Source organism: Trinickia sp. EG282A (assembly GCF_040965455.1).
Lineage (GTDB): Bacteria > Pseudomonadota > Gammaproteobacteria > Burkholderiales > Burkholderiaceae > Trinickia > Trinickia symbiotica.
The window spans coordinates 723,207-747,159 of the sequence record NZ_JBFRCC010000002.1; the positions used below are offsets into that span (position 1 = coordinate 723,207).

General features: G+C 64.5%; 25 protein-coding genes. 8 read left to right on the plus strand and 17 right to left on the minus strand.

All coding sequences use genetic code 11. The features are described from left to right. The first annotated feature begins 53 nt into the window (after nt 1-53). Nucleotides 54-881 carry a bifunctional DNA-formamidopyrimidine glycosylase/DNA-(apurinic or apyrimidinic site) lyase gene (gene mutM / locus AB4Y31_RS11210; RefSeq protein WP_368673971.1) on the plus strand — a complete coding sequence of 276 codons (828 nt, stop codon included), beginning with the start codon at nt 54-56 and terminating at the stop codon, nt 879-881. Between the two features lie 36 nt (nt 882-917). After that, entirely contained in the window at nt 918-2,030 is a 1,113-nt protein-coding gene (gene mutY, locus AB4Y31_RS11215) for an A/G-specific adenine glycosylase (RefSeq protein ID WP_368673972.1), read from the plus strand. Nucleotides 2,031-2,074: 44 nt separating this feature from the next. Here the strand turns inward: mutY and AB4Y31_RS11220 are convergent, their stop codons facing one another. The 12 genes from AB4Y31_RS11220 to kdsD form a co-directional block, all read right to left on the minus strand. Continuing rightward, nucleotides 2,075-2,710, minus strand: coding sequence for an LON peptidase substrate-binding domain-containing protein (locus AB4Y31_RS11220; RefSeq protein WP_368673973.1), 636 nt, complete (start codon nt 2,708-2,710; stop codon nt 2,075-2,077). A 37-nt stretch (nt 2,711-2,747) separates the two neighbouring features. Beyond that, nucleotides 2,748-3,662 (minus strand): RNase adapter RapZ, encoded by a 915-nt coding sequence (gene rapZ / locus AB4Y31_RS11225; protein ID WP_368673974.1) that lies wholly within the window; start codon nt 3,660-3,662, stop codon nt 2,748-2,750. Nucleotides 3,663-3,747: 85 nt separating this feature from the next. Further along, complete coding sequence (gene hprK / locus AB4Y31_RS11230) at nt 3,748-4,716, minus strand: HPr(Ser) kinase/phosphatase (protein WP_018443655.1); 969 nt, start codon at nt 4,714-4,716, stop codon at nt 3,748-3,750. Nucleotides 4,717-4,844: 128 nt separating this feature from the next. Further along, nucleotides 4,845-5,300 carry a PTS IIA-like nitrogen regulatory protein PtsN gene (gene ptsN, locus AB4Y31_RS11235; protein ID WP_018443656.1) on the minus strand — a complete coding sequence of 152 codons (456 nt, stop codon included), beginning with the start codon at nt 5,298-5,300 and terminating at the stop codon, nt 4,845-4,847. Beyond that, the gene (locus AB4Y31_RS11240; protein ID WP_368673975.1) at nt 5,297-5,542 is read right to left on the minus strand and encodes a hypothetical protein; all 246 of its coding nucleotides are present in this window, start codon (nt 5,540-5,542) and stop codon (nt 5,297-5,299) included. Before AB4Y31_RS11240 ends, ptsN begins: the two co-directional genes overlap by 4 nt. Before the next feature lie 160 nt (nt 5,543-5,702). Next, nucleotides 5,703-6,059, minus strand: a complete 357-nt coding sequence (gene raiA, locus AB4Y31_RS11245; RefSeq protein ID WP_018443657.1) for a ribosome-associated translation inhibitor RaiA — start codon at nt 6,057-6,059, stop codon at nt 5,703-5,705. Between the two features lie 181 nt (nt 6,060-6,240). After that, a complete protein-coding gene (locus AB4Y31_RS11250; RefSeq protein ID WP_018443659.1) occupies nt 6,241-7,746 on the minus strand; it encodes an RNA polymerase factor sigma-54 in 1,506 nt (501 codons plus the stop codon). A gap of 205 nt (nt 7,747-7,951) precedes the next feature. Next, complete coding sequence (gene lptB / locus AB4Y31_RS11255; protein ID WP_085952752.1) at nt 7,952-8,677, minus strand: LPS export ABC transporter ATP-binding protein; 726 nt, start codon at nt 8,675-8,677, stop codon at nt 7,952-7,954. Between the two features lie 77 nt (nt 8,678-8,754). After that, complete coding sequence (gene lptA / locus AB4Y31_RS11260; RefSeq protein WP_026230226.1) at nt 8,755-9,414, minus strand: lipopolysaccharide transport periplasmic protein LptA; 660 nt, start codon at nt 9,412-9,414, stop codon at nt 8,755-8,757. Between the two features lie 23 nt (nt 9,415-9,437). Continuing rightward, nucleotides 9,438-10,037 (minus strand): LPS export ABC transporter periplasmic protein LptC, encoded by a 600-nt coding sequence (gene lptC, locus AB4Y31_RS11265; protein WP_368673976.1) that lies wholly within the window; start codon nt 10,035-10,037, stop codon nt 9,438-9,440. Further along, nucleotides 10,034-10,582 (minus strand): KdsC family phosphatase, encoded by a 549-nt coding sequence (locus AB4Y31_RS11270; protein ID WP_368673977.1) that lies wholly within the window; start codon nt 10,580-10,582, stop codon nt 10,034-10,036. Before AB4Y31_RS11270 ends, lptC begins: the two co-directional genes overlap by 4 nt. Beyond that, nucleotides 10,582-11,565 carry an arabinose 5-phosphate isomerase KdsD gene (gene kdsD, locus AB4Y31_RS11275; protein ID WP_368673978.1) on the minus strand — a complete coding sequence of 328 codons (984 nt, stop codon included), beginning with the start codon at nt 11,563-11,565 and terminating at the stop codon, nt 10,582-10,584. The genes AB4Y31_RS11270 and kdsD overlap by 1 nt, the downstream gene beginning before the upstream one ends. 137 nt (nt 11,566-11,702) lie before the next feature. On the opposite strand from kdsD, the gene AB4Y31_RS11280 reads away from it, so the two are divergent. The 4 genes from AB4Y31_RS11280 (at nt 11,703) to purU (ending at nt 16,239) form a co-directional block, all read left to right on the plus strand. Next, nucleotides 11,703-13,706 carry a cation:proton antiporter gene (locus tag AB4Y31_RS11280; RefSeq protein ID WP_368673979.1) on the plus strand — a complete coding sequence of 668 codons (2,004 nt, stop codon included), beginning with the start codon at nt 11,703-11,705 and terminating at the stop codon, nt 13,704-13,706. Nucleotides 13,707-13,820: 114 nt separating this feature from the next. Continuing rightward, nucleotides 13,821-14,387 (plus strand): adenine phosphoribosyltransferase, encoded by a 567-nt coding sequence (locus AB4Y31_RS11285; RefSeq protein WP_368673980.1) that lies wholly within the window; start codon nt 13,821-13,823, stop codon nt 14,385-14,387. A 58-nt stretch (nt 14,388-14,445) separates the two neighbouring features. Further along, the gene (locus tag AB4Y31_RS11290) at nt 14,446-15,312 is read left to right on the plus strand and encodes a DUF4743 domain-containing protein (protein WP_368673981.1); all 867 of its coding nucleotides are present in this window, start codon (nt 14,446-14,448) and stop codon (nt 15,310-15,312) included. 57 nt (nt 15,313-15,369) lie between these two features. Next, nucleotides 15,370-16,239, plus strand: coding sequence for a formyltetrahydrofolate deformylase (gene purU / locus AB4Y31_RS11295; RefSeq protein ID WP_368673982.1), 870 nt, complete (start codon nt 15,370-15,372; stop codon nt 16,237-16,239). 48 nt (nt 16,240-16,287) lie between these two features. Here purU and AB4Y31_RS11300 read toward each other — a convergent pair whose 3' ends face one another. Both AB4Y31_RS11300 and uvrA read right to left on the minus strand, forming a co-directional pair. Further along, complete coding sequence (locus tag AB4Y31_RS11300; RefSeq protein WP_368673983.1) at nt 16,288-17,373, minus strand: AI-2E family transporter; 1,086 nt, start codon at nt 17,371-17,373, stop codon at nt 16,288-16,290. A 73-nt stretch (nt 17,374-17,446) separates the two neighbouring features. Continuing rightward, entirely contained in the window at nt 17,447-20,308 is a 2,862-nt protein-coding gene (gene uvrA, locus AB4Y31_RS11305; RefSeq protein ID WP_368673984.1) for an excinuclease ABC subunit UvrA, read from the minus strand. 201 nt (nt 20,309-20,509) lie between these two features. Between uvrA and AB4Y31_RS11310 the strand changes: the two genes are divergently transcribed. Together AB4Y31_RS11310 and AB4Y31_RS11315 are read left to right on the plus strand one after the other, a co-directional pair. Continuing rightward, nucleotides 20,510-21,697 carry an MFS transporter gene (locus AB4Y31_RS11310; RefSeq protein WP_368673985.1) on the plus strand — a complete coding sequence of 396 codons (1,188 nt, stop codon included), beginning with the start codon at nt 20,510-20,512 and terminating at the stop codon, nt 21,695-21,697. A gap of 202 nt (nt 21,698-21,899) precedes the next feature. Then, nucleotides 21,900-22,427 carry a single-stranded DNA-binding protein gene (locus AB4Y31_RS11315; protein ID WP_368673986.1) on the plus strand — a complete coding sequence of 176 codons (528 nt, stop codon included), beginning with the start codon at nt 21,900-21,902 and terminating at the stop codon, nt 22,425-22,427. A gap of 223 nt (nt 22,428-22,650) precedes the next feature. Here the strand turns inward: AB4Y31_RS11315 and AB4Y31_RS11320 are convergent, their stop codons facing one another. The 3 genes from AB4Y31_RS11320 to AB4Y31_RS11330 are packed head-to-tail and all read right to left on the minus strand — an operon-like array spanning nt 22,651 to nt 23,875. Further along, complete coding sequence (locus AB4Y31_RS11320) at nt 22,651-22,860, minus strand: hypothetical protein (protein ID WP_368673987.1); 210 nt, start codon at nt 22,858-22,860, stop codon at nt 22,651-22,653. A 60-nt stretch (nt 22,861-22,920) separates the two neighbouring features. Beyond that, nucleotides 22,921-23,103 (minus strand): hypothetical protein, encoded by a 183-nt coding sequence (locus AB4Y31_RS11325; protein WP_368673988.1) that lies wholly within the window; start codon nt 23,101-23,103, stop codon nt 22,921-22,923. Then, on the minus strand, nt 23,087-23,875 hold the full coding sequence (locus tag AB4Y31_RS11330; RefSeq protein ID WP_368673989.1) for a nucleotidyltransferase domain-containing protein: 789 nt from the start codon (nt 23,873-23,875) through the stop codon (nt 23,087-23,089). Before AB4Y31_RS11330 ends, AB4Y31_RS11325 begins: the two co-directional genes overlap by 17 nt. Nucleotides 23,876-23,953 lie beyond the last annotated feature (78 nt).

The following is a 23,953-nucleotide window of genomic DNA, read 5'->3' on the forward strand; positions in this document are numbered from 1 at the left end:
TATGAGACCGCCCGTACGCTCACCGCGTTCGCTGCCCGGGGAGGCGCGCCGACATGCCTGAACTGCCAGAAGTAGAGGTGACGCGGCGCGGCATCGAGCCGTACGTCCGCGGCCGCCTTGTCGAGCGCGTCGACGTGCGCTCCGGCGCTTTGCGGTGGCCCGTGCCTCCCGAGCTCGGCGCGACGCTCTCGCGCCGCAAGATCATCGGCGTGGGGCGGCGCGGCAAGTATCTGCTCTTCGAAGTCGACGAGGGCTGGTTCATCGTTCACCTCGGCATGACGGGCACGCTGCGCGTGCTTCCGCATGCCGGCCTGCCCGCGCCCGCCAAGCACGATCATATCGACTGGATCTTCGACGAATTCGTGCTGCGCTACCGCGACCCACGCCGTTTCGGCGCCGTCCTCTGGCACCCGCGCGCGGCGGGCGACGTGAACACGCACCCGTTGCTCGCGGGGCTCGGGGTCGAGCCGTTCGGGACGGAGTTCTCGGGCCGGCTGATCCACGAGCGAACGCGCGGACGCACGATGTCGATCAAGCAGGCGCTGCTCGGCGGCGAAATCGTCGTGGGCGTCGGCAACATCTACGCCTCCGAAAGCCTATTTCGCGCGGGGGTGCGGCCGACCACGGCGGCGGGGCGCCTCTCGGCGGCGCGCTGCGACAGGCTTGCCGACGCGATCCGCGCGACGCTAACGGACGCGATCGCGCGTGGCGGCAGCACATTGAAAGACTTCGTCGGCAGCGACGGCGAGAGCGGTTACTTTCAACTCGACTGCTTCGTCTACGATCGAGCAGGACAGCCCTGCCGCGTATGCGGGACACCGATTCGCCACCTCGTGCAGGGGCAGCGGTCGACCTATCATTGCCCTCGCTGCCAGCGCTGAGCCGGCCGCGGCTTCAAGCCGATACCTTACCTTTCCATGTCCGAACCCGCGATCGCTTCGATTTCACCCACTTTCGCCCTGCAATTCGCTTTCGCCGAGCGCCTGATCGCCTGGCAGCGCCGTCACGGCCGCCACGACTTGCCCTGGCAGAACACGCGCGATCCATACCGGATCTGGCTTTCGGAAATCATGCTCCAGCAGACGCAGGTTGCGACGGTCATCCCGTATTACGCGAAGTTTCTTGCGCGCTTTCCCGACGTCGCCGCGCTCGCCGCGGCACCGATCGACGATGTCATGGCCTCATGGGCTGGTCTCGGCTACTACTCGCGAGCCCGTAATCTGCATCGCTGCGCGCAAGTCGTCGTCGAGCAGTTTGGCGGCGCCTTTCCAGCGACTCCCGATGCGTTGGCGCAATTGCCCGGCATTGGCCGCTCGACGGCTGCGGCCATCGCGTCGTTCGCATTCGGTGCGCGTGCAACGATCCTCGATGGCAACGTGAAGCGTGTGCTCGCGCGCGTGTTCGGGGTCGACGGCTTTCCGGGAGAAAAGCGCGTCGAAAACGCCATGTGGGCGTTGGCGGAGACGCTGATGCCGGCCGCCGATGCAAGCGACGCCGATCTCTCGGCTTACACGCAAGGCTTGATGGACCTCGGAGCAACGCTCTGCGTGCGCGGCAAGCCCGATTGCGCACGCTGCCCGTTCGCCGAGGACTGCGTCGCACATACGACGGGCCGCCAGCGCGAATTGCCGGCGGCGCGTCCGAAGAAAGCCGTGCCGACGCGCCGGACATGGATGCTGGTGTTGCGCGACGGCGGCTCCGTGCTGCTCGAACGGCGGCCGCCCGCGGGCATCTGGGGCGGGCTCTGGAGCTTGCCGGAAGCGGCCGACGAATCGTCGCTCGCCGAGCGCGCGCGCACGCTGGGGGCGACGGCCTCGCTAGATACGCTCGCGCCGCTCACGCATACGTTCACGCACTTCAGGCTCGATATCGAGCCGCGCGTGGGCCGGCTCGACGTCGCCGCGACGCGGGCGAGTCTCGATGCGCGCGACGACGACAGCGCCTGGGTGCCGCTCGCCGACATCGAGGCTTACGGCGTGCCGGCCCCCGTTCGTAAGCTGCTCGATGCCTTGCAGGGCAGCTTGCTTTAGCCGGCTTTCGCAGGTTTTAGCGGGCTCGATAGACGGCGGAGGCGTCAAAGCAGCTGGCGGTGCTGCATGTAGTGATGAACGCAATCGATGCGCGCACCCGCGTCGGTCATCTCCATGAGCTTCTGGCGTGTGCGCAGGGGAATCGGAAGCACTTCCGCGAGCCGATTCGACACCCAGGCGGGATCGTCGAAGCGGAACGGCTCGGCGAACGGCAGGCTGTCGGCGTCGCGCTCGCGGATCGTCTCGATGATGCGCTCGAGCACTTCGGCGCAGGCGCCGAACTTGGCGAGCGCGTCGCTGCCTTCGAGCGGAATGTCGTCGGGCAGCAGCTCGGCCGAGCCGACGAGAAGGCCGCTCGGCTCCACTCGATGCGAGCGCAGCCGAAAGCGCTTGCCTCCGCGCGCACGCACGTGCAGCATGCCGAACGTGTCGACGTCGCATTCCTCGATCGAGGCGAGGCATCCGACTGGCTCGGGAACGCAGGGCTCGTCGGCATTCGCGACCTCGGAGCCGCTCTTGATGAGGCACACGCCGAATGGGCTGCTTTCGCGCAGGCAGGTCCGGGTCATGTCGAGGTACCGTGCCTCGAAAATCTTGAGTGGCAAGAGGCCATCGGGAAAGAGCACGGAGTGAAGCGGAAAGAGCGGTAGATCGGCGCAGACGGCTGGGTTCGAGGACATGGCGCGAGCTTCAGAGGGGCCGCGCGTGCGCGGCAAGTTAGGCCATGTGGCCAGAGGCCACTGATCTCGACGATTCGCCGACTTCCATCGGCGCGTCACGGTGCCGCACGATAACCGTTGCTTCGCGAGCGAGACGTGCGGCGAGCGTCTCCGCGATGAATACCGATCGGTGCTGCCCCCCCGTGCAACCGATCGCGATCGTCAGGTAGCTGCGGTTGTCGTCGCGAAACCTCGGCAGCCATTTCAGGACGAACGAATGGATGTCGTCGATCATTTCATGCACGATCGGCAACGCATCGAGATACTCGATGACGGCCTCGTCGCGCCCCGTCAGTGGACGCAACCGGTGGTCGTAATAGGGATTCGGCAACGCGCGCACGTCGAAGACGAAATCGGCGTCGAGCGGCAGGCCGCGCTTGAAGCCGAACGATTCGAACATCAGCAGCAGCCCTTCACGCTCGTCTTCGATGAAGCTCTTGACCCAGGCGCGCAACACGTTCGCGCGCAGGTTGCTCGTGTCGATCTGGTGGCCGAACTCGGCAAGCGGCGCGACGAGCTCGCGCTCACGCTCGATCGCCTCCTCCAGCGACGCCATGAGCCCGATGTCGGCGTCGCGCGCGGGAGGTCCCGATAGAGGATGGCGCCGCCGCGTTTCGGAGAAGCGTTGAATCAGTGCTTGAGTGCTCGCGTTGAGAAACAGCACGCGCACATGGTGCTCGCTCGCGAGATCGCGAATGATGCCGGGCATTTCGTCGAGTGAGGCGCTCGAGCGCGCGTCGATGGCGACGGCGAGCCGTTCGTGACATTCCTCGCCGTTCGCGAGGAATTGCGCGAGCTCGGGCAAAAAGCGCGGCGGCAGATTGTCGACGCAATAGTAGCCCGCGTCCGCGAGCGCGTTCAATGCGACGGATTTGCCGGAGCCGGAGATGCCGGTGATCAGAACAATGCGCATGGAGGATGACCCGTTCGTTTCATCATAGCACCTGGTTCCGGCTCTATCGCGAGCCGCCGCTTCGCTCGCCGCCGCTTCGCGCGCGTCACATCAGCTTGCCGGGAAGTTGACTGTCCGGATCCTGCATGGCGAGACGCTGACGGTCCATGAAATCGCGCAGCGTATCGATGCCGCGAAGCTGCAGAATCGTGTTGCGCACGGCTGCCTCGACGAGCACGGCAAGGTTGCGACCCGCCGCCACCTGGATCGTGACCTTGCTGATCGGCAGGCCGAGCACGTCGACGGTCTGGCTCTCGAGCGGCAGCCGCTGAAACTCGCCATCGGGCCGACGCACGAGCTGGACGATGAGCTTCAACTTCATCTTCCGCCGCACGGCGGTCTCACCGAAGATCGTCTTGATGTCGAGCAGGCCGAGGCCGCGAACTTCCAGCAGGTTTTGCAAAAGCGGCGGGCAGCGCCCCTCGACGAAGTCCGGGCCGAGGCGCACGAAGTCGACGGCATCGTCCGCGACGAGCCCGTGCCCGCGGCTGATCAGCTCGAGGCCGAGCTCGCTCTTGCCGAGGCCCGAATCGCCGGTCAGCAGCACGCCCATGCCCAGGATGTCGAGGAACACGCCGTGCAGCGTCGCGCGCGGCGCGAGAATGCGCGACATGTAAAGCCGCAGATTGTCGATGACGGCCGCCGCTGACATCGGCGTCGTGAAGAGCGGCGTCGACGAGCGCGTACATCGCAGCACGAGCTCGGGCGGTGCCGGCACGCCCCCGGCCACGACGAGAAACGGCGGCTCGAGCGCGATCAGCTCGGCCATGTGGCGCGAGCGGTCTTCGTCGGTCTGACGTTGGTAGTAGTAGATTTCGGCTTCGCCGAGCACCTGGATCCGGTTTGGGTGGATGAGGTTCAGGTGGCCGACGAGGTCGGCGCTCGAAGTCGCATTCGCGACCGTCTCCGCCGAAAAACCGCGTTCCCAGCCCTCATGCCCGGTCAGCCAGCTCAGCTTGAGTGAGGTGGCGTTGTCGTCGAAGATGCTCTGGGCGTTGATGCTGGATGTATCCATGTATCGCTGGCTCCTGGTTGGGCCGCATGAGACCGCCTCACGCTGGACGCGCGCGGCTGGGCCCTTGCCGAGTCACCGGCTGCAAGCGCCTCCTGCACCGCGTGCGTGGCGCGCGGGCCGTGACAGTGTCAAGGGTGCCACTCAGTGATCAGCCGATGCAACTCCTCGCGGCTCGCTTCGTTATGCAGCCGCTCGCGTGTTTCGCGATCGGACAGCAGTTGCGCGATTTCCGAAAGAATTTCGAGATGCTGCTGCGTGGCCTGTTCGGGCACGAGCAGAAAAATCAGCAACGAAACCGGTTGTCCGTCGGGCGATTCGAACGGGATCGGCTGCTCGAGGCGCACGAAGGCCGCGAGCGGATGCTTGAGCCCCTTGATCCGGCCGTGCGGGATCGCGACGCCTTCGCCGAGCCCTGTCGAGCCGAGCCGCTCGCGCGCGAACAGATTGTCCGTGACCGCGCTGCGCGCGATGCCGTTCTGGTTTTCGAAGATAAGCCCTGCTTGCTCGAAGACGCGTTTCTTGCTGGTGACGGAAAGTCCGATAACGACGTTATCGAGGGGAAGGAATTTGGCTAAACGATTCATGTTGGCAGGCTTGATGCGTCGCCTGTGCGCTCCTCGCGGCAACTGACTGGTTGTCCATTTTCGGCCTTGCCCGGCGGATCATGGACGCATGGCCCTGACTTCGCGAATGGCAACTCGGCCGGCTGCCCCATCAAAATTACCGTCACATTATAGATCAGGCCCATTCGATGTTGCATCGCGGCAACCGCAATGTTGCATGCATTATGCTGGGTGGCGCGCTTTTCGCGCAATGCCGCGCGCATCGGCCCTGCCGGCGCATCGGTGGGAGGCCGCCACGGGGGCGGCCGGCTCCAGCGGCCGGAACGAAAAAACCGCCCGAATCCGGGCGGTTTTCGCGGGAAACCCGCGCTTTGCGCGGGAGAGCGGCGGGCGCCGACGCGGGCGCCTCGTGCCGCGTCCGGCTTATTGCTGCGGTTGCTCGCCGACCGATAGCTCCTGATGCTTGATCGGCGCGTGCTGGTGCTCTTGAATGCGCCCCTTGTGGCGGACGACCTGCCGATCGAGACGATCGACCATGAGATCGATGGCGGCGTAGAGATCGCCGTTGGCACTTTCGATGAAGATGTCCTTGCCCTTCAGGTGGAGGTTGATTTCAACCTTTTGCCGCTTATCCTTTTCTTTCTGATTGTCGACCGAGAGGACCACATTGCCATCGATCACCTGATCGAAGTGTCGTAGCACCTTGTCGAGCTTGGTGATCACGTATTCCCGCAGCGCGGGCGTGACTTCGAGATGGCGTCCACTGATCTTCAGATTCATAGTGCTCTCCAAACGAATGGCCGCCTGACACCTTTGGTGCGGCAAAACCGGTCGGGAGCGGCCCGCTCGAATCATCACCCCGTGTGATCGACGAGCGGCGGGTCGTATCGGCCGGCCATTTGCGCCAACAGCATCGCGGCCGGAAACGCTCGATCCGCCCGGAACATCCGGTGCGGCGAGCTCAAAGAGACTTACGCAGATTCACTGCCGGGATCTTGAGCGCTTCGCGGTATTTCGCCACTGTCCGGCGTGCCACCACGAAGCCCTGTTCCGCCAGCAGTTCGGCTATGCGGCTGTCTGAAAGAGGCGTCTTCGAGTCTTCTGCTCCTATCAGTTGCTTGATGAGCGCGCGAATGGCCGTCGACGAGGCCGCGCCCCCCGTATCGGTCGACACGTGTGAACCAAAGAAGAACTTGAACTCGAGCGTTCCGAACGGGGTAAGCATGTACTTCCCCGTCGTGACACGCGAGACGGTCGACTCGTGCAGGCCCAGCGTATCAGCTATTTCCCGCAAAACCAAGGGGCGCATGGCGATTTCGCCGTGCGCGAAAAAGTTCTTCTGGCGCTCGACGATCGCCTGCGCGACGCGCAGGATGGTCTCGAAACGCTGTTGAATGTTTTTGATGAGCCAGCGCGCCTCCTGCAACTGCTGACGCAACGAGCCGCTGCCCGGATCGCCGCGGTTGTTGCGCAGGATGTTCGCATAGAGATGGTTGATTCGAAGGCGCGGCACCACCTCGGGATTCAACTCGGCTTGCCAGCCCTGCGTCGTCCTTCTGACGATGATGTCGGGCACCACGTAATCGGCTTCCGCCTTGCCATAGGCCGCCCCTGGGAACGGCTCGAGCGAGCGGATCAGCGCGTGCGCGTCGCGCAATGCATCGTCGCTTGCCTTCAGCTGCTTTTTCAGGCGCGTGAAGTCGCGTGCGGCCAGCAGCTCGAGATGATGCGCGGCGATTTCGAGCGCAAGCTTGCGCGTGGCGCTATCGGGCAGCCGCAAGAGCTGCAACTTCAGGCATTCAGAGGCCGAGCGCGCGCCCACGCCGGCCGGATCGAAGCTTTGCAGCAGCGCAAGCGCCGCGGACAGCTCGTCGAGATCCACCTCCAGCTCTTCCGGTATGTCGGCGAGCACTTCGTCGAGCGACGACGTCAGGTAGCCGTCGTCGTCGAGCGATTCGATGAGGAAGGTGACGAGTGCCCGATCGCGGGGGCCCGCCTGCGTGACGCGCAGTTGCGCCATCAGATGGTCGCGCAGCGTCGTCGTCGATTCGTGGATCTGCAGCGGCGGCAAGTCGTCGTCGTCGGACGAGGGGGCCGAGCGGCCGTAATCGTCGAGATTCCACTGCGACGCATCGGCGTTGTCGGATGACGACAGTCCGTTGTATTCGTCGGTAGCGGCCGGCTCGGCGCCGTCGGCGCGATCCGATTCGGTCGCGGGCGCCGAGCCGCTCATCGGCTCAGCCGCGGCGGGCGCGGGGGTCTGGGCGATGACCGAGCCGTCCGCGGCGACCCGCAGCGGGCTCGCGATCCATTCGTCCTCGGTCTCGAGCAGCGGATTTTGCGCGCACGCCGTCGCGACCTCCTGCTGGAGTTCGAGCGTCGACAACTGGAGCAGCCGGATAGACTGCTGCAGCTGCGGCGTGAGCGCAAGATGCTGCGATAGGCGGAGTTGGAGGCTGGCTTTCATGGCGGTTGGCTTTCATTGTAGAGACTTTGCCATCGGCGCGAAACCTCGATGACGCAGTGCTCGACTATCCCGGAACGGGGAATGCCGGGCTCCATGTGGCCCCGAAAGCCCCGGGTCCGCAGGCTGGCGCGGCTCGGCCGGCGGCGCGGCGCGGGGGGAGGTCGGGTCAGGGCCGAGCCGCCTCGCGTCGGCCCCGCGCGTCCCGTTACATCCGGAAGTGCTCGCCGAGGTAGACGCGCCGGACGCTCTCGTTCTCGATAATCTCGCGCGGGGCCCCCGCTGCGAGTACGCTGCCGTCGCTGATGATGTAGGCGTGATCGCAGATGCCAAGCGTTTCGCGCACGTTGTGGTCGGTGATGAGCACCCCGATATTGCGCTGCTTGAGGAATTTGACGATTTTCTGGATTTCGAGCACGGCGATGGGATCGACACCCGCGAACGGCTCGTCGAGCAGAATGAAGCTCGGATTCGTCGCCAGCGCGCGCGCGATTTCGACGCGGCGCCGCTCGCCGCCCGACAGCGAAAGCGCCGGATTCTCGCGCAGATGCGCGATTTGCAGCTCGTCGAGCAGTGCTTCCGTGCGTGCCTCGATGGCAGACTTCGAGAGCCGCTTGCCGTTTTCATCGGTTTGCAGCTCGAGCACGGCACGGATATTCTGCTCGACCGTCAGTTTGCGGAACACCGAGGCCTCCTGGGGAAGGTAGGAGAGCCCGAGCGCCGCGCGCTTGTGAATCGGCATGAGGCTGATCGAATTGCCGTCGAGCACGATTTCGCCGGCGTCGAGCGGCACGAGCCCGACGATCATGTAGAACGACGTCGTCTTGCCCGCGCCGTTCGGCCCGAGCAGGCCGACGACTTCGCCGCTCTTCACGTCGAGCGACACGTCCTTGACGACGGTGCGCGAGCCATAGCGTTTCCTCAGATTGCGCACGACGAGCGAGCTCGTCGCCTTGGCAGGCTCGCTCCGAGGAGTGGCGACAGCCTGTGCGGCGGTGCTGGAGAGCGTGTTCACTGCTGCGGTGTTCCTTGAATTCCGGCGGCCGGCGCGAGCGTCGCCGAAGCGCCGCCAAGCGGAGGCGGCGCGCCGTTGCGCGGTGCGAGCATGGCGCGCACGCGGCCGGTCGGGTTGCCGGGGCTCGCCACGTCCTTGCCGGCCTTGGCCGTATAGAAGTCGGTTTGCCCGTCGTAGGTGATGACGCTGCCGTGGACCGTGTCCATCACCGTCGAGAGGCCCTGCAATCGACGCACGGTCGCATTCGTCGTGAGCGTCGTCAAGTCCTGCTTGCCGTCATAGTCGATCTTCTCGGCGGTGCCGTCGATGTACTCGTCGACGCCGTCGCGTTTTTGCCGGAAATAGGCGAGATCGGTACTGCCCTTGTTCATCGTGCCCGTCGCGTATTGATACCCCTCGGGATCCTGGTGGACCGCGACGCGATCGGCTCTGATGACGATCGTGCCCTTCGTCGCGACGACGTGACCCGTAAAGATCGTGAGCTGCTTCAGGTCGTCGTACGTCATGTTGTCCGCTTCGATGTTGAGCGGCTTGTCGCGGTCCGCCCGCTCGGCGTGCGCGCGCGGCGAGAGCGTCGCGCAGGCGAGCGCGGCGAGCATCGCCGCGAGAAACGCGCGCGTGCGATGTGGCCCGTGGAAAAAGGACGTTTCGTTCATGCGGTCCATACGTAAGGACGGGGTCACTTCGCCTTGGCCCCGGAAGCGTCCGATGCGGCAATGTTTCCGCGGACGTTCCCGAATAGCTGCATGACCCGGGCGACATTGTTGTAGTTCATTGCGTTGGCCGTCGTGATCGACAGGCCGCGCCGCAGTTTAACCGGCTTTTCGGTCTCGATGACGTCGTCGTTCACGAGCACGCGAAAGTGCGAGGAATCGGCCTGCATTTCGGGATCGCCGTAGCCCGGCGCGCGCAGGATGCGCGCGTGGTCGTAGAGATCGACGATCGACGCGTCGGCATTCACGGTGCCGCGCTCGCCCGTGGCCGTCACGATCGGCTTGCCGGGCTGGAATGCGCGGATGGCCGGGTGCGTGAGGTCGCTGTTGTCGTCGTCCTCGTAATGGATCATCTTCGTCGCCGTGAGCCGGTACTGTGTCGCGCCCGATTGATCGAGCTCCGAAACCGAGAAGTTTTCGGCGAAATAGTCGGGCGAATGCGTCTTCGCCCGCTCGGCGCCCTCGCTCGCGGGCGGCCGCGTGGCCTGGAGCAACCAGTAGGTCCCGCCCGCGAGGGCGGTCATCGCGATTAACGAGATCAGCGAAGTGAGCCGCGTAGCGTTCATGCGCCGGGCGCTCCCAATGCAACGGCAAGCATCTCGTCGTAGCGGTGCTGGGCCCGCAGGATCACGTCGCAGAGTTCGCGGGCGGCGCCGTGGCCGCCGCGTGCTTGCGACACCCAGTGCGCGCGCGCGATGACTTCGGGATGCGAATTGGCCGGCGCGGCCGCGAAGCCGCATTGCACCATGACCCCGAGGTCGGGCCAGTCGTCGCCCATGTAGCCGCATACGTCGGGCGTGTGGCCCGTCGCGCGCAGCAGTTCCGCGAAGACAACGGCCTTGTTGGCGGCGCCTTGGTGGACATGCGAGATTTTCAGCTCCTGCGCGCGCCGCACGACGATCTCGGAGTGTCGGCCCGTGATGATCGCGGTTTCGATGCCGGCCTTGCGCAACAGGTTCAGGCCGTAGCCGTCCATGGAATTGAACGGTTTCATGTAATCGCCTTCGGCCGTGAACATGAGGCTGCCGTCGGTCAGCACTCCGTCGACGTCGAAAATCATCAGCTTGACGCGGCTCGCGCGTTCGGCGGCCGTGAGCGGCGCAGCGGCCATCAGATCACCTTCTTCGAAAACAGATCGTGCATGTTGAGCGCGCCAATCAGCTTGCCCGCGTCGTCGACGACGAGCAACTGATTGATACGGTAGCGCTCCATCAACTCGACGGCCTCCACGGCGAGGTGATCGGCCACGATCGTGCGCGGCCCGCGCGTCATCACCTCGACGATCGGCAGTTCGCGAAAGTCGCCTGTGCGCTCGAGCACGCGGCGCAGGTCGCCGTCGGTGAAGATGCCCGTCACGCGATCGCCGTCGTCGACGATCGCCGTCATTCCCATGCGCTTCGCCGTCAATTGGAAGAGGGCGTCGCTGACGGTTGCCGTGGTCGGCACCTTCGGAAGCTGGTCGCCCGTGCGCATCACGTCGCGCACGTAGGTGAGCAGCCGCCGCCCCAGCGCGCCGCCCGGGTGCGAGCGTGCGAAATCGTCGGGGCCGAAGCCCCGCGCGTCGAGCACCGCGACGGCGAGCGCATCGCCGAGCGCGAGCGCCGCCGTCGTGCTGGCCGTCGGCGCAAGATTCATCGGACATGCCTCTTTCTCGACGCCCGAGTCCAGATGGACGTCCGCGAGCTTCGCGAGCGTCGATTCCGGGCGGCCCGTCATCGCGATCAGCTTGGCGCCGATGCGCTTGACGAGCGGCAGGATCTCGATGAGCTCTTCGGATTCGCCGGAATTCGACACGGCAACGAAGACGTCGTCGGCCGTAACCATGCCGAGATCGCCGTGACTGGCTTCAGCCGGGTGGACGAAGAAGGCCGGAGTGCCGGTGCTTGCAAACGTCGCGGCGAGCTTGCGCGCGACGTGGCCCGACTTGCCGATGCCCGAGACGACGACGCGTCCTCTGCAGCCTAGCAATAGACCGACGGCGGCGACGAAGCCGCCGTCGATGCGCTCGGCGAGGGCGCGCACAGCATCGGCCTCGATGTCGAGCACGTTCCGGGCGAGCGCCACCGCCCGGTCGCCATTGATTTTCGCTATCATTCGGCGAGTATAACAAAGGCGTTTGCCGCGCCGGACGCTGCCGGGGCCGAGAGAGGCGCGCGGCGGCCCGGGGCGGCGCTTTCCTTCCAACGCGCGGCGCGGCTGTCGCAGATGAGACGAACGAGGACGCTTCGCACGTGATATCCCCGCTCGAGATGACCCTGCTGCTGCTGCTCGCTTCGGTGGCAGGCGTCGTGCTGTTTCGGATTCTCAACCTGCCGCCGATGCTCGGCTACCTGTCGGTCGGCATCATCGTCGGGCCCCACGCGCTCGGCATCGCGCCGGATACCGAGCGCGCGCAGCATCTTGCCGAGTTCGGCGTCGTGTTCCTGATGTTTTCCATCGGCCTCGAATTCTCGCTCGCCAAGCTGCGCGCAATGAGAAGGCTCGTGTTCGGCCTGGGCCTGCTGCAGGTGATCGGCACAGTCGGGGTCGCGGTCCTAACGGGCGCGATCTTCGAGCGATGGGTGCATGTCACCTGGCAGGGATCGGTCGCGCTCGGCGGCGCGCTGGCGATGTCGTCGACGGCCATCGTCAGCAAGATGCTCGCCGAGCGCCTCGAGATCGAGACCGAGCACGGCCGCAACATCTTCGGCGTGCTGTTGTTCCAGGATCTCGCGGTCGTGCCCCTGCTCATCGTCATCGCCGCGTTGGGCGGCGACACGCACGATCTGCCGGCGACGCTTTCCGTGGCGGCGCTGAAAATCGTCGTCGCGCTCTCGCTCCTGCTGTTCGTCGGGCAGCGCTTCATGACGCGCTGGTTCAACGTCGTCGCGCGGCGGCGCTCGCAGGAGCTTTTCGTGCTGAACGTGCTGCTCGTCACGCTCGGCGCGGCCTTCATCACGGACAAGTTCGGACTTTCGCTCGCGCTCGGCGCGTTCATCGCGGGCATGCTCATCGCCGAGACGCCGTATCGGCATCAGGTCGAAGAAGACATCAAGCCGTTTCGCGACGTGCTGCTCGGCCTTTTCTTCATCACGACGGGCATGCTGCTCGACCCGCGCGTGCTGCTCGCGCATCCGTTGATGGTGCTGGCATTCCTGATCGGGCCGGTTCTGCTCAAGGTCGTCATGATCACGACTCTCGCGCGGCTTTTCGGCGCGATGCCCGGCGTCGCGATGCGCACGGGACTCGGGCTCGCGCAAGCCGGCGAGTTCGGATTCGTGCTCTTGAACCTGATCGAGGACAAGCATCTCGTCGATGCCACGCTGCTGCAGGCGATTCTCGCCTCGATGCTGCTTTCGATGCTCGCGGCGCCGCTCATCATTCAGAACGCCGATCGGATCGTGCTGCGCCTATCGTCGACGGAATGGCTCCAGCAGTCGCTGCAAATGACGCGGATCGCGACGCAGAGCCTGCGTCAGCAGGCTCACGTGATCATTTGCGGCTATGGTCGCGCGGGCCAGAACCTCGCGCGCATGCTCGAGCACGAGGGACTTCCTTATGTCGCGCTCGACCTCGATCCCGATCGCGTCTCGGCCGCTGCGGCAGCGGGCGAATCGGTGGTGTTCGGCGATGCGGCCCGGCGTGAATCGCTCGTCGCCGCGGGCATTCATCGCGCCGCGGCGCTTGCGATCACCTATGCCAATACGCCGTCCGCGCTGCGCGTGCTGCACAACGTGCATGAGCTCGAGCCCGCGCTGCCCGTCATCGTGCGCACCGTCGACGACGCCGACCTCGAAAGATTGCTCGCCGCCGGCGCGACGGAAGTGATCCCCGAGATCGTCGAAGGCAGCCTTATGCTCGCATCGCATACGCTCGTGGTGATGGGCGTGCCGATGCGGCGCGTCGTGCGCCGCGTCGAGGAGATGCGCGATGAGCGCTACAGCCTGTTGCGCGGGTATTTCCGCGGCGCCGACGATCTCGGCGACGACGACGGGCACGAGCAGGTGCGGCTACAATCGGTGCCTGTCGACGACAATGCCGAAGCCGTCGGACGCACGCTCGAGGAACTCGGGCTCGCCGGACTCGGGGTCGAGGTCACCGCGATCAGACGCCACGGCATTCGCGGTGTCGAGCCGGGGCCCGAGACGAAGCTGCGCGCCGCCGACATCGTCGTGCTGCGCGGCCAGCCCGAAGCGCTCGCGCAGGCCGAGGAACGCTTGACGAGGAGCCGCCGCGCGGGTGCCACGGCCGTTTGAGCGGCGCCGGACGCCGCCGGGCTCGCCATGCGCTCGGGCCCGTCGCCCACTCACCGTTTTTGATCGATCAGGTCCGCCAAACCGAGGGCGGACCGCCTTTGTTCGGAGAAGTCCATGCCCCACGCGCCCGCGGACACGCCGCACGACGCCGCCGCGTTCATCAAGAGCCAGGTTCGCACGATTCCCGACTGGCCGATGGCCGGCGTGCAGTTTCGCGACATCACACCGCTCTTGCAGCGGCCGAAGACGCTGCGGATCCTCATCGACCTTTTCATCGAGCGCTATGTTGAAGCGAAGCTTGACTATGTGGCGGGGCTCGATGCACGCGGTTTCATCATCGCGCCAATCGTCGCCTACGAGCTCAATATCGGCTTCATTCCCATCCGCAAGATCGGCAAGCTGCCGTACAAGACCGTGTCCGAATCGTATGCGCTGGAGTACGGCACGGCGACGGTCGAGATCCACGAGGACGCATGCGGCGCCGGCGATCGAGTCGTCATCCTCGACGATCTGATCGCGACGGGCGGCACGATGATGGCCGGCAAGAGGCTCCTCGAACGGCTTGGCGCCGTCGTCGTCGAAGGCGCGGCGATCATCGATCTGCCCGATCTCGGCGGCTCGAAGCTGCTGCGCGAGAACGGGCTGCCGCTGTTTACGGTTACCGAGTTCGGCGGGCACTGAACATGAAGCGAAGTCCATGCTCACTTCGCCCCTTGCCCGCTCGCGCGGGGAGGCCCCGATGACTCTGCCTTGCATCGTCGCGGCGCGCCAGTTCGATCCCCGCGCCCACCGTTCGTTCTGGCTCGCCGGACGCCAAGTCGGCTGGATCCGCGAGAGCGATCTGCCGCAGCTCGAGCGCTGGCCCGACGTGTTCGATATCGAGCCGGCCCGCGTCGTGCTCGCCTCGCGCTTTGACGGAACCCCCGACAGTCGGTCCTCCGCGCTCGGCGCCGTGATCGGCGCGCTGGCCGCCGCCGGCAGCATCGTCGGCTGGCGCGACGAAATCTACGCGATCCGCAATGCGTTCGACGATGAGCCGCTCGCCTACATCGAACGCGCGGCGGCGCGCTTTTTCGGCACGATGACGTATGCGGTTCACTTGAACGGCATCGTAAAATACGCGGATCGCGCGCCGCAGCTATGGATTGCGCGGCGCAGCGAGACGAAGGCGACCGATCCCGGCATGCTCGACAACGTCGTCGCGGGCGGCATCGCCTGGGGTCTCGGGATCGAGGCGACGATCGCGAAGGAATGCTGGGAAGAGGCGGGCATCGGTGTGCATCTGGCCGAGCGCGCTGCACGTGGCCGGACCGTTCATGTGCTGCAGTCGATTCCCGAAGGGACGCAAGCTGAGCAGATATTTGTCTACGATCTTCCGCTGCCTGACGATTTCACGCCTCACAACCAGGACGGCGAAGTCGGCGAGCACCGGCTCGCGCGCATCGACGAGGTGGCGCGTTGGATCGAGGAAGGCGCGTTGACGGTCGACGCGAGCCTCGCGACGCTCGATTGCATGCTGCGGCATCGATGGATCGACGAAGAGGCGTGCGCCGGCATCGAGGCGCTCTTCGCGCCGCCCGCGCCGAGCGTGCCGCCGTCGATCTGAAGGCGGCGCGGCTCGCCGACAGCAATCGCTAAGAAACGAAAGGAGTTTTCGCTGGTCATGTCGACCGAACACAGCTTCATCCTGAAACTGTCGTGCCCAGACCGGCCCGGCATCGTGCACGCCGTCTCGGGCTTTCTTTACGAGCGTGGCGGCAACATTCTCGACTCGGCCCAATTCGGCGACAGCCGCACCGGCGAGTTCTTCATGCGCGTGCATTTTCAGCAAGTCGGCGGCGACCCGGGGCTCGACGCGCTGCGCGCGGCATTTACGCCGCTCGCCGAGCGTTTTTCGATGCGCTGGGAGGCGTATGACGCCTTGGTGAAGCCGCGCGTCGTCATTCTCGTGTCGAAGTTCGGCCACTGCCTGAACGATCTGCTGTTCCGCTATCGCACGGGTCAGCTGCCGATCGAGATTCCGGCGATCATCTCGAACCACAAGGATTTCTATCAGCTCGCCGCGAGCTACGATATTCCGTTCCATCACTTTCCGCTGACGGAAGGGACGGCCGATGCGAAGACCGCGCACGAAGCGCGCGTCTACGAGGTCATCGAGCAAAGCCAGGCCGATCTCGTCGTGCTCGCGCGCTACATGCAGATTCTCTCGCCGACGCTTTGCGAGCGCCTGGCGGGCCGCGCGATCAACATCCACCATTCGTTCCTGCCGAGCTTCAAGGGCGCGAAGCCTTACTACCAGGCCTTCGATCGCGGCGTGAAGCTGATCGGCGCCACGGCGCACTACGTCACGACCGATCTGGACGAAGGTCCGATCATCGAGCAGGAGGTCGAGCGCGTCGATCACAGCATGACGCCGGAGCAGCTGACGGCGATCGGGCGCGACGTCGAATGCGTGACGCTCGCGCGCGCCGTCAAGTGGCACACCGAGCATCGGATCGTGCTCAACGGGACGAAGACAGTCGTTTTCCGATAAGCGCCGCCAGGCAATATCCCGTGGCACGTTCGGCGGTGCCGCGGGCATTCAAACGAGCCGCAGGTAGATGAGCTCGCGCTTGATATAAGCGTAAAAGACAGGCGCGGCAATGATGCCGGCGACGCCGAATGCCGCTTCCATGATGAGCATGGCGAGCAGCAGCTCCCACACGCGCGCCTCGATCTGGCCGCCGACGATACGCGCATTCAGAAAGTATTCGAGTTTGTGAATCGCGATGAGAAAGCCGAGCGAGGCAACGGCCGTCGGCAGGCTGACCGATAGCGATATCGCGACGATGAGCGTGTTCGAGACGAGGTTGCCGATGACGGGCAGGAGCCCCGCGATGAAAGTAATGAGGACGAGCGTCTTCGAGAGCGGCAGCCGCTCGTGGAAAATGGGCAGGGCGACGAGCAGATAGAGCGCGGTGAATACCGCATTGATCGCCGAAATCTTGATCTGAGCGAAGACGATGCGTCTGAACGCATCGGAGAAACGCCCGACTCGCGTCGCCAGTGCCCGACCGAGCGGCAGTCGCTGCGCGTGCCGATCGGCCGTGATCGCGATCAAGGCGCCGAGGATCATGCCGATGAGCACGTGTCCGAACGCGCGCGCGACGTTTTTGCCGCCTTGCTGCAGCTGGTCCATGTGAGAATGGACGAGCATGCCGGCCTTCGCTTTCATCTGCTCGGCGTCGACGGGAAGCATCGTCGAAATCCAGTCGGGCGTGCGCAAGCGCGCCTGCTCGATCATCTGCATGACCTGCCCGAGCAGATTCTGGATGTTCGGCACGGTTTGCTCGAAGTGCTCGATCATGCCGATCGCGAGACTCGTCAATCCGCCGACGACGACTGTTGCGAGGATGACGACCGCGACGAGGCGTGCCAGGTGGCTCGACATATGCCGCTCGATCACCGGCGCGATCATATGGACGAGCTGATGCACGAGCATGCCGGCCAGCAGCGCGGCGAGCAGCTTCAGGTGCATCACGGCCCACATGCCGGCCAAGGCGGCGACGTAGCTGCAGGCTTCGACGACGGATAGCTTGGGCAGGCTCATGTCGCTCGTGAGCCGCACGGGACGCGCAGCCTTGTCCCGTGTGGCAATTTCCTTCGGTGCTTCGTTGCGATTACCCATGACGCCTTGTGTCTCCACCCGTATTTGCGAGGCAACGCGCTTGTGCGGTGCGGCAGGCGCCTCGCTCGCGGCCTTAACGCCGCTCGAGCAGCGGTGCGAGATATTTCCCTGTGAAGCTCGCCCTTGATCTCGCGATCTGCTCGGGCGTGCCTTGGGCGATGATCTGCCCGCCACCCGCGCCGCCTTCGGGGCCCAGGTCGATCACCCAGTCGGCGGTTTTGATTACATCGAGATTATGCTCGATGATGACGACTGTATTGCCGTGATCGCGAAGCCGGTGGATCACTTCGAGCAGAAGGGCGATGTCGTGGAAGTGCAGGCCGGTCGTGGGCTCGTCGAGAATATAGAGCGTTCGGCCCGTATCGCGCTTCGATAGCTCGAGCGAAAGCTTGACGCGCTGCGCCTCGCCGCCCGAGAGCGTCGTGGCCGATTGCCCGAGCCGGATGTAGCCGAGGCCGACGTCCAGCAGCGTCTTCAGCTTGCGCGCGATGACGGGCACCGCGCCGAAGAACTCGTGCGCCTGCTCGACCGTCATGTCGAGCACCTCGCTGATGTTCTTGCCTTTGTAGTGAACCTCGAGCGTCTCGCGGTTGTAACGCTTGCCGTGGCAGACGTCGCAAGGCACATAGACATCGGGCAGAAAGTGCATCTCCACTTTCAGCACGCCGTCGCCCTGGCAGGCTTCGCAGCGGCCGCCTTTGACGTTGAACGAGAAGCGTCCCGGATCGTAGCCGCGTTCCTTGGCGGCCGGCACGCCGGCGAAAAGCTCGCGGATCGGCGTGAACACGCCCGTGTAGGTGGCCGGATTCGAGCGCGGGGTGCGGCCGATCGGCGATTGATCGACGTTGATGACCTTGTCGAAGTGCTCGAGACCCTCGATCGATTCGTAAGGCGCGGGTTCAGTCGACGATCCGTACAGGTGTTGCGCGACCGCGTTATAGAGCGTGTCGTTGATGAGCGTCGACTTGCCCGAGCCCGAGACGCCCGTCACGCAGGTCAGAAGGCCCACCGGCAGATCGAGCGTGACGCGCTTCAGATTGTTGCCGTGCGCTTCGACGATGCGCAGGTGGCGCTCGTCGGGGTCTTTGCGCTCGTCCGGAAACTCGATCCGGCGTGTGCCCGAGAGGTATTGACCCGTCATCGACGCCGGATCGCCCTCGACCTGCACCGGCGTGCCCTGCGCGATGATCATGCCGCCATGCTCGCCGGCGCCCGGGCCCATGTCGACGATATAGTCGGCCATGCGGATCATGTCCTCGTCGTGCTCGACGACGACGACCGAGTTCCCGAGGTCGCGCAGGTGCTTGAGTGTCGCGATGAGCCGATCGTTGTCGCGCTGATGGAGGCCGATCGATGGCTCGTCGAGCACGTACATGACGCCCGTGAGTCCCGAGCCGATCTGCGAGGCGAGGCGAATGCGCTGCGCCTCGCCTCCCGAGAGCGTGTCTGCGCTGCGCTCCAGCGAAAGATAATCGAGCCCGACGTTGTTGAGGAACATGAGCCGCGCGACGATTTCCTTCACGACCTTCTCGCCGATTTCGCGCTTTGCGCCGTCGAGCTTGAGCGTCTGGAAGTAGCCCAGCGTGTCGCGCAGCGGCCAGCCGCTCACCTCGTAGATGGCGCGCGCGTCGCCATTCGCGCCGAGCCGCACGAAGCGCGCCTCGCGGCGCAACCGTGAGCCGTCGCACGACGGGCAGGGCTGATTGTTCTGGTACTTCGCGAGCTCTTCGCGCACGGCGGCCGAGTCGGTCTCGCGATAGCGCCGCTCGAGATTCGGGACGATGCCCTCGAACACGTGCTCGCGCACCGTCGCGCGGCCGCGCTCGTTTATATAGGAAAACGGGATCGTCTCCTTGCCCGACCCGAAGAGAATCAGCTTCTTGATTTTTTCGGGAAGGTCCTCGAACGGCGTGTCGATGTCGAACTCGTAGTAGGCCGCGAGGCTTTGCAGCATCTGGAAATAGAACTGGTTGCGCCGGTCCCATCCCTTGACCGCGCCTGCCGCGAGCGAAATCGACGGATACGCGACGACGCGCTTCGGATCGAAGAACGTGATCTGCCCGAGCCCGTCGCAATCGGGGCACGCGCCCATCGGGTTATTGAACGAGAAAAGGCGCGGCTCGAGCTCCGGCAGCGAATAGGAGCAGATCGGGCAGGCGAATTTCGAGCTGAATACATGCTCTTGGCCGGCATCCATCTCGAGCGCGACCGCCCGGCCGTCGGCAAGCCGCAGCGCCGTCTCGAACGATTCGGCGAGACGCTGCTTGATGTCGGGGCGCACCTTCAGGCGATCGACGACGACATCGATCGTATGCTTGTCGTTCTTCTTGAGCTTCGGCAGCGAATCGACATCGTAGATCTGCGCTTCACCCTCGTTGGCGGTGCCGCCGCCCGAGCGGATGCGAAAGCGGATGAAGCCCTGCGCCTGCATCTGCTCGAAGAGCTCGGCATGCTCGCCCTTGCGATTGGCGACGACGGGCGCGAGGATCATCAGCTTCGTGTCCTCGGGCAGCGCGAGGACGGTATCGACCATCTGCGAGACGCTTTGCGCTTCGAGCGCGATGCCGTGATCCGGGCAGTAGGGCGTCCCGACGCGGGCGTAGAGCAGGCGCAGGTAGTCGTGAATTTCGGTGACGGTGCCGACCGTCGAGCGCGGGTTGTGCGAGGTCGCCTTCTGCTCGATCGAGATGGCGGGCGAGAGCCCCTCGATCAGGTCGACATCGGGTTTCTCCATCAGCTGCAGGAATTGGCGCGCGTACGCGGAGAGGCTCTCGACATAGCGGCGCTGCCCCTCGGCATAGAGCGTATCGAAGGCGAGCGACGATTTGCCCGAGCCGGAGAGCCCGGTGATGACGATGAGCTTGTGACGCGGCAGGTCGAGATTGACGTTTTTCAGGTTGTGGGTGCGAGCCCCACGGATGCGAATCTGTTCCATACCTGAGCGAGGAGGAGGCGGACCAAACCTGCTACTATAACGACTTTTGCAGACAGCCGTTACGGCGTCCTTACAGCGCCTCCGCTGGGACGGCCTGGCGCCCCGAGGAAATCCCGTTGAGGGAATGCCCCCTCGGCGGACGGGACGCGGCGTGAACGAGACGTCGAACGGCGTCGCCACCGCTACCGATCCGCTCCCCTGATGTCGAACGCTTCCGTCACTTCCTCACGCATGAGCGCGCCCGAGTTGCGCGCGACCGTGTCGCTCGCGGGCATCTTCGCGCTGCGCATGCTCGGTCTGTTCATGATCATGCCGGTGTTCTCCATCTACGCGAAGACGATCCCAGGCGGCGACAACGTGCTGCTGGTCGGCATTGCGCTCGGCGCATACGGCGTCACGCAGTCGATGCTCTACATCTTTTACGGCTGGGCGTCGGACAAGCTGGGCCGCAAGCCCGTGATCGCCGTGGGGCTCGCGATCTTTGCGCTGGGAAGCTTCGTCGCGGCCATTGGGCACTCGATGGCCTGGATCATCGCCGGGCGCGTGATTCAAGGGATGGGTGCCGTTTCGTCGGCCGTCATCGCGTTCATCGCGGATCTGACGGCCGAGGAGCACCGGACGAAGGCCATGGCGATGATCGGCGGCAGCGTCGGCATTTCGTTCGCGGTGGCCATCGTCGGCGCGCCTATCGTCTTCCATTGGATCGGCATGAACGGGCTGTTCGCGCTCGTCGGCGTGCTGTCGCTCGTCGCAGTCGGCGTGGTGCTCTGGATCGTGCCGAACGCGCCAAAGCCGGTGCACGTGCCGGCGCCCTTTGCCGAGGTGCTTCACAACGTGGAGCTCTTGCGCCTGAACTTCGGTGTGCTCGTGCTTCACGCGACGCAAACGGCGCTCTTCCTCGTCGTGCCGCGGATTCTCGAGGCGGGCGGCTTGCCCGTCGCCTCGCACTGGATGGTGTACCTGCCCGTGATGGGGCTTTCCTTCGTGATGATGGTGCCCGCGATCATTGCCGCGGAAAAGCGCGGCAAGATGAAGCCGGTGCTGCTCGGTGCCATCGTGCTTATCCTGATCGGCCAATTGTTGCTCGGCGCGGCACCGCATACCATCTTGTCCGTGGCGGCGATTCTGTTCGTCTACTTCCTCGGTTTCAATATCCTGGAAGCGTCGCAGCCTTCGCTCGTTTCGAAACTTGCGCCCGGCACGAGAAAGGGCGCGGCGGCCGGCGTCTATAACACGACGCAGTCCGTCGGGCTCGCGTTGGGTGGCGTGATCGGCGGGTGGCTGCTGAAATCGGTCGGGCAGAATGCGGTGTTTTTCGCGTGCTCGGGGCTCGTTTTGGGGTGGCTTATAATCGCCGCGAATATGAAGCCGCCGCCGCGCAAGGCGTGAACGGGAGCCGGCAGCCGGTGATGGTTCGAGGCAAGATGGCCTCCAGGACACAACCCGGCGCGGGATCGGGGCGGCTGCTTTTCGCGCTGATTCCTGTTCCTGTCCACACGAACGGCGTCGCCGCACAATAGCGCTATGCATGGGGCCGGAGTCGCTGCTTGCGCGGCGCTCTCGGGCAACACGGAATCAACTGGAGAAACATATGGCATCCGTCAACAAGGTCATTCTCGTCGGTAACCTCGGCGCCGATCCTGAAGTGCGTTACCTGCCGAGCGGGGACGCCATTGCGAACATTCGTCTCGCGACGACCGACCGCTACAAGGACAAGACGACCGGTGAAATGAAGGAAGCCACCGAGTGGCATCGCGTCGCGTTTTTCGGGCGGCTTGCCGAGATCGTCAACGAGTATCTGAAGAAGGGCTCGTCGGTTTATATCGAAGGGCGCATTCGCACGCGCAAGTGGCAGGGCCAGGACGGTCAGGACCGCTATTCGACTGAAATCGTCGCGGATCAGATGCAGATGCTCGGCGGCCGTGGCGGTTCGGGCGGCGGTGGCGGCATGGGTGACGAAGGCGGTGGGTATGGCCGTGAGCCGGCTGAACGAGGGGGTAGGCCCGCGGGCGGTGGCGCGGCGCGCAGCGGTGGCGGCAGTGGTGGCGCGGGCGGTGGCCGGCCCAGCGCGCCGGCCGGCGGCGGGCTCGACGAGATGGATGACGATATTCCCTTCTAGAGGTAGCTTCATCCACTGATGTAAGCGCGGCCCCGAGTTTCTCATTCGAATCGACGATTCGGTGAGATTCTCGGGGCCGCTTGCGCTGTGCTCAGGTTTCTTTGGAGCGGGTGGGTGAGGTAGCAAATTGCAGCGATTACTAGTCTCTAGCGACCAAGTCTTCGCGTGCGCGCATTCGGTCACTGCTTCCACAAGCGCGAATCGCGAGCACGCGTCGCAACGACTATTTGAGCAGAGATGGACACACTCGCTGAAACCAGCCAGCGGTGGCCTCCAGATAGCGACGTACAGTATCGAGAGCATCAGTCACATCCGCATCGCTCGCGATGAAGGCCGCTTGGTATTTGCGATTGCGCCAGTCCCTCAACGCGTCAACCGTATCGCTGAGTTCTTGCGGTAGGCCCATGATATGGGCAGCCGCTTCCAAAGCCATCTGGTGATGCCCTGGCTTGGACGATACTCGAACTGACTGGCTGGCGAGCACTGCCAACGCTCAGAAGAAGACGGAGTCATAGGCGGCGTCCATACGCGTGCTGGCGCTATTCTCTTTGCGCTGAGCGTCGGCGTATTTGAGGGCGGCTTCTTTGAGCCTGCCTTGCAACTGCACCTTGTTGACGGCGGATTGGCGGGTCAACGGTGTATCTGGCGTGTTTAGCAGGTCATCGAGCGACGGCATCCAGGTCTCCTATCAAGCTGACCTTGGGATGCTGCATGATTTCAGTCGCGAATGGATCGCTTTGCTTCAACAATGCGCGGAATTGCTCGATCGTGAACACCGAGGCGTTGAACGGTCGGCTGTACTTGCGTGCGAGCGGACGCAGCAGAGCATTGGTCCTAAGCTCGGAGATGGTGCCGAGCACGAGCACGTCGATGTCACTCGCCGCCCTTTCTTCATGCCGCGCAAACGATCCGAAAATGAAGGCAATTTGAACGCCCGTTGTCTCTCGCAGCACTTGCTGGAGATCCGCAACGAGCGCGCTGCTTTGGCGAAAAAGATCGATGAGCGGCACTAGAGCCGGATCCCGCGCTATCTGATAGCCGGCCTTCGTTGCGCCGCGTTTCACGAGCCCTACCACCTCCCAGCGTTGCAACCATCGATGCGTGTTGCCAGGGTCCAGCTTGGCCTGGGCGGCGAGCTCCCTAGCGCTGAATTCCTCGTTAGGGTGTTCGAACAAATGGCGCAGGGCTTTGACTCGACCCACTCCGCCGAAGATTTCGGCAAACATTTTTTCGTTCATGCGCTCGATACGCCTCGGCGGATCCTCTGCAACGGTCCATCGCTTGTCGTTGTTCATTCTACAACGATTGTTGTAGTTCGCACAACGCGACGGCGATGATACGCCGTCTGTTGTTGAATAAACAACGGCTGTTGTTTTGTCTACAACGCCGACAGTGATCGGAATGGGGCAGTCACTGATTCGGTACAGACGTGCAACTCGTACTTCCAATCGTTGTGATAAGAGGTTTTCGCCCCTAAAGGCAATGAGCCGACGCTTTCGGCCACTTGAAGCGTTTTCAGGCGTGCT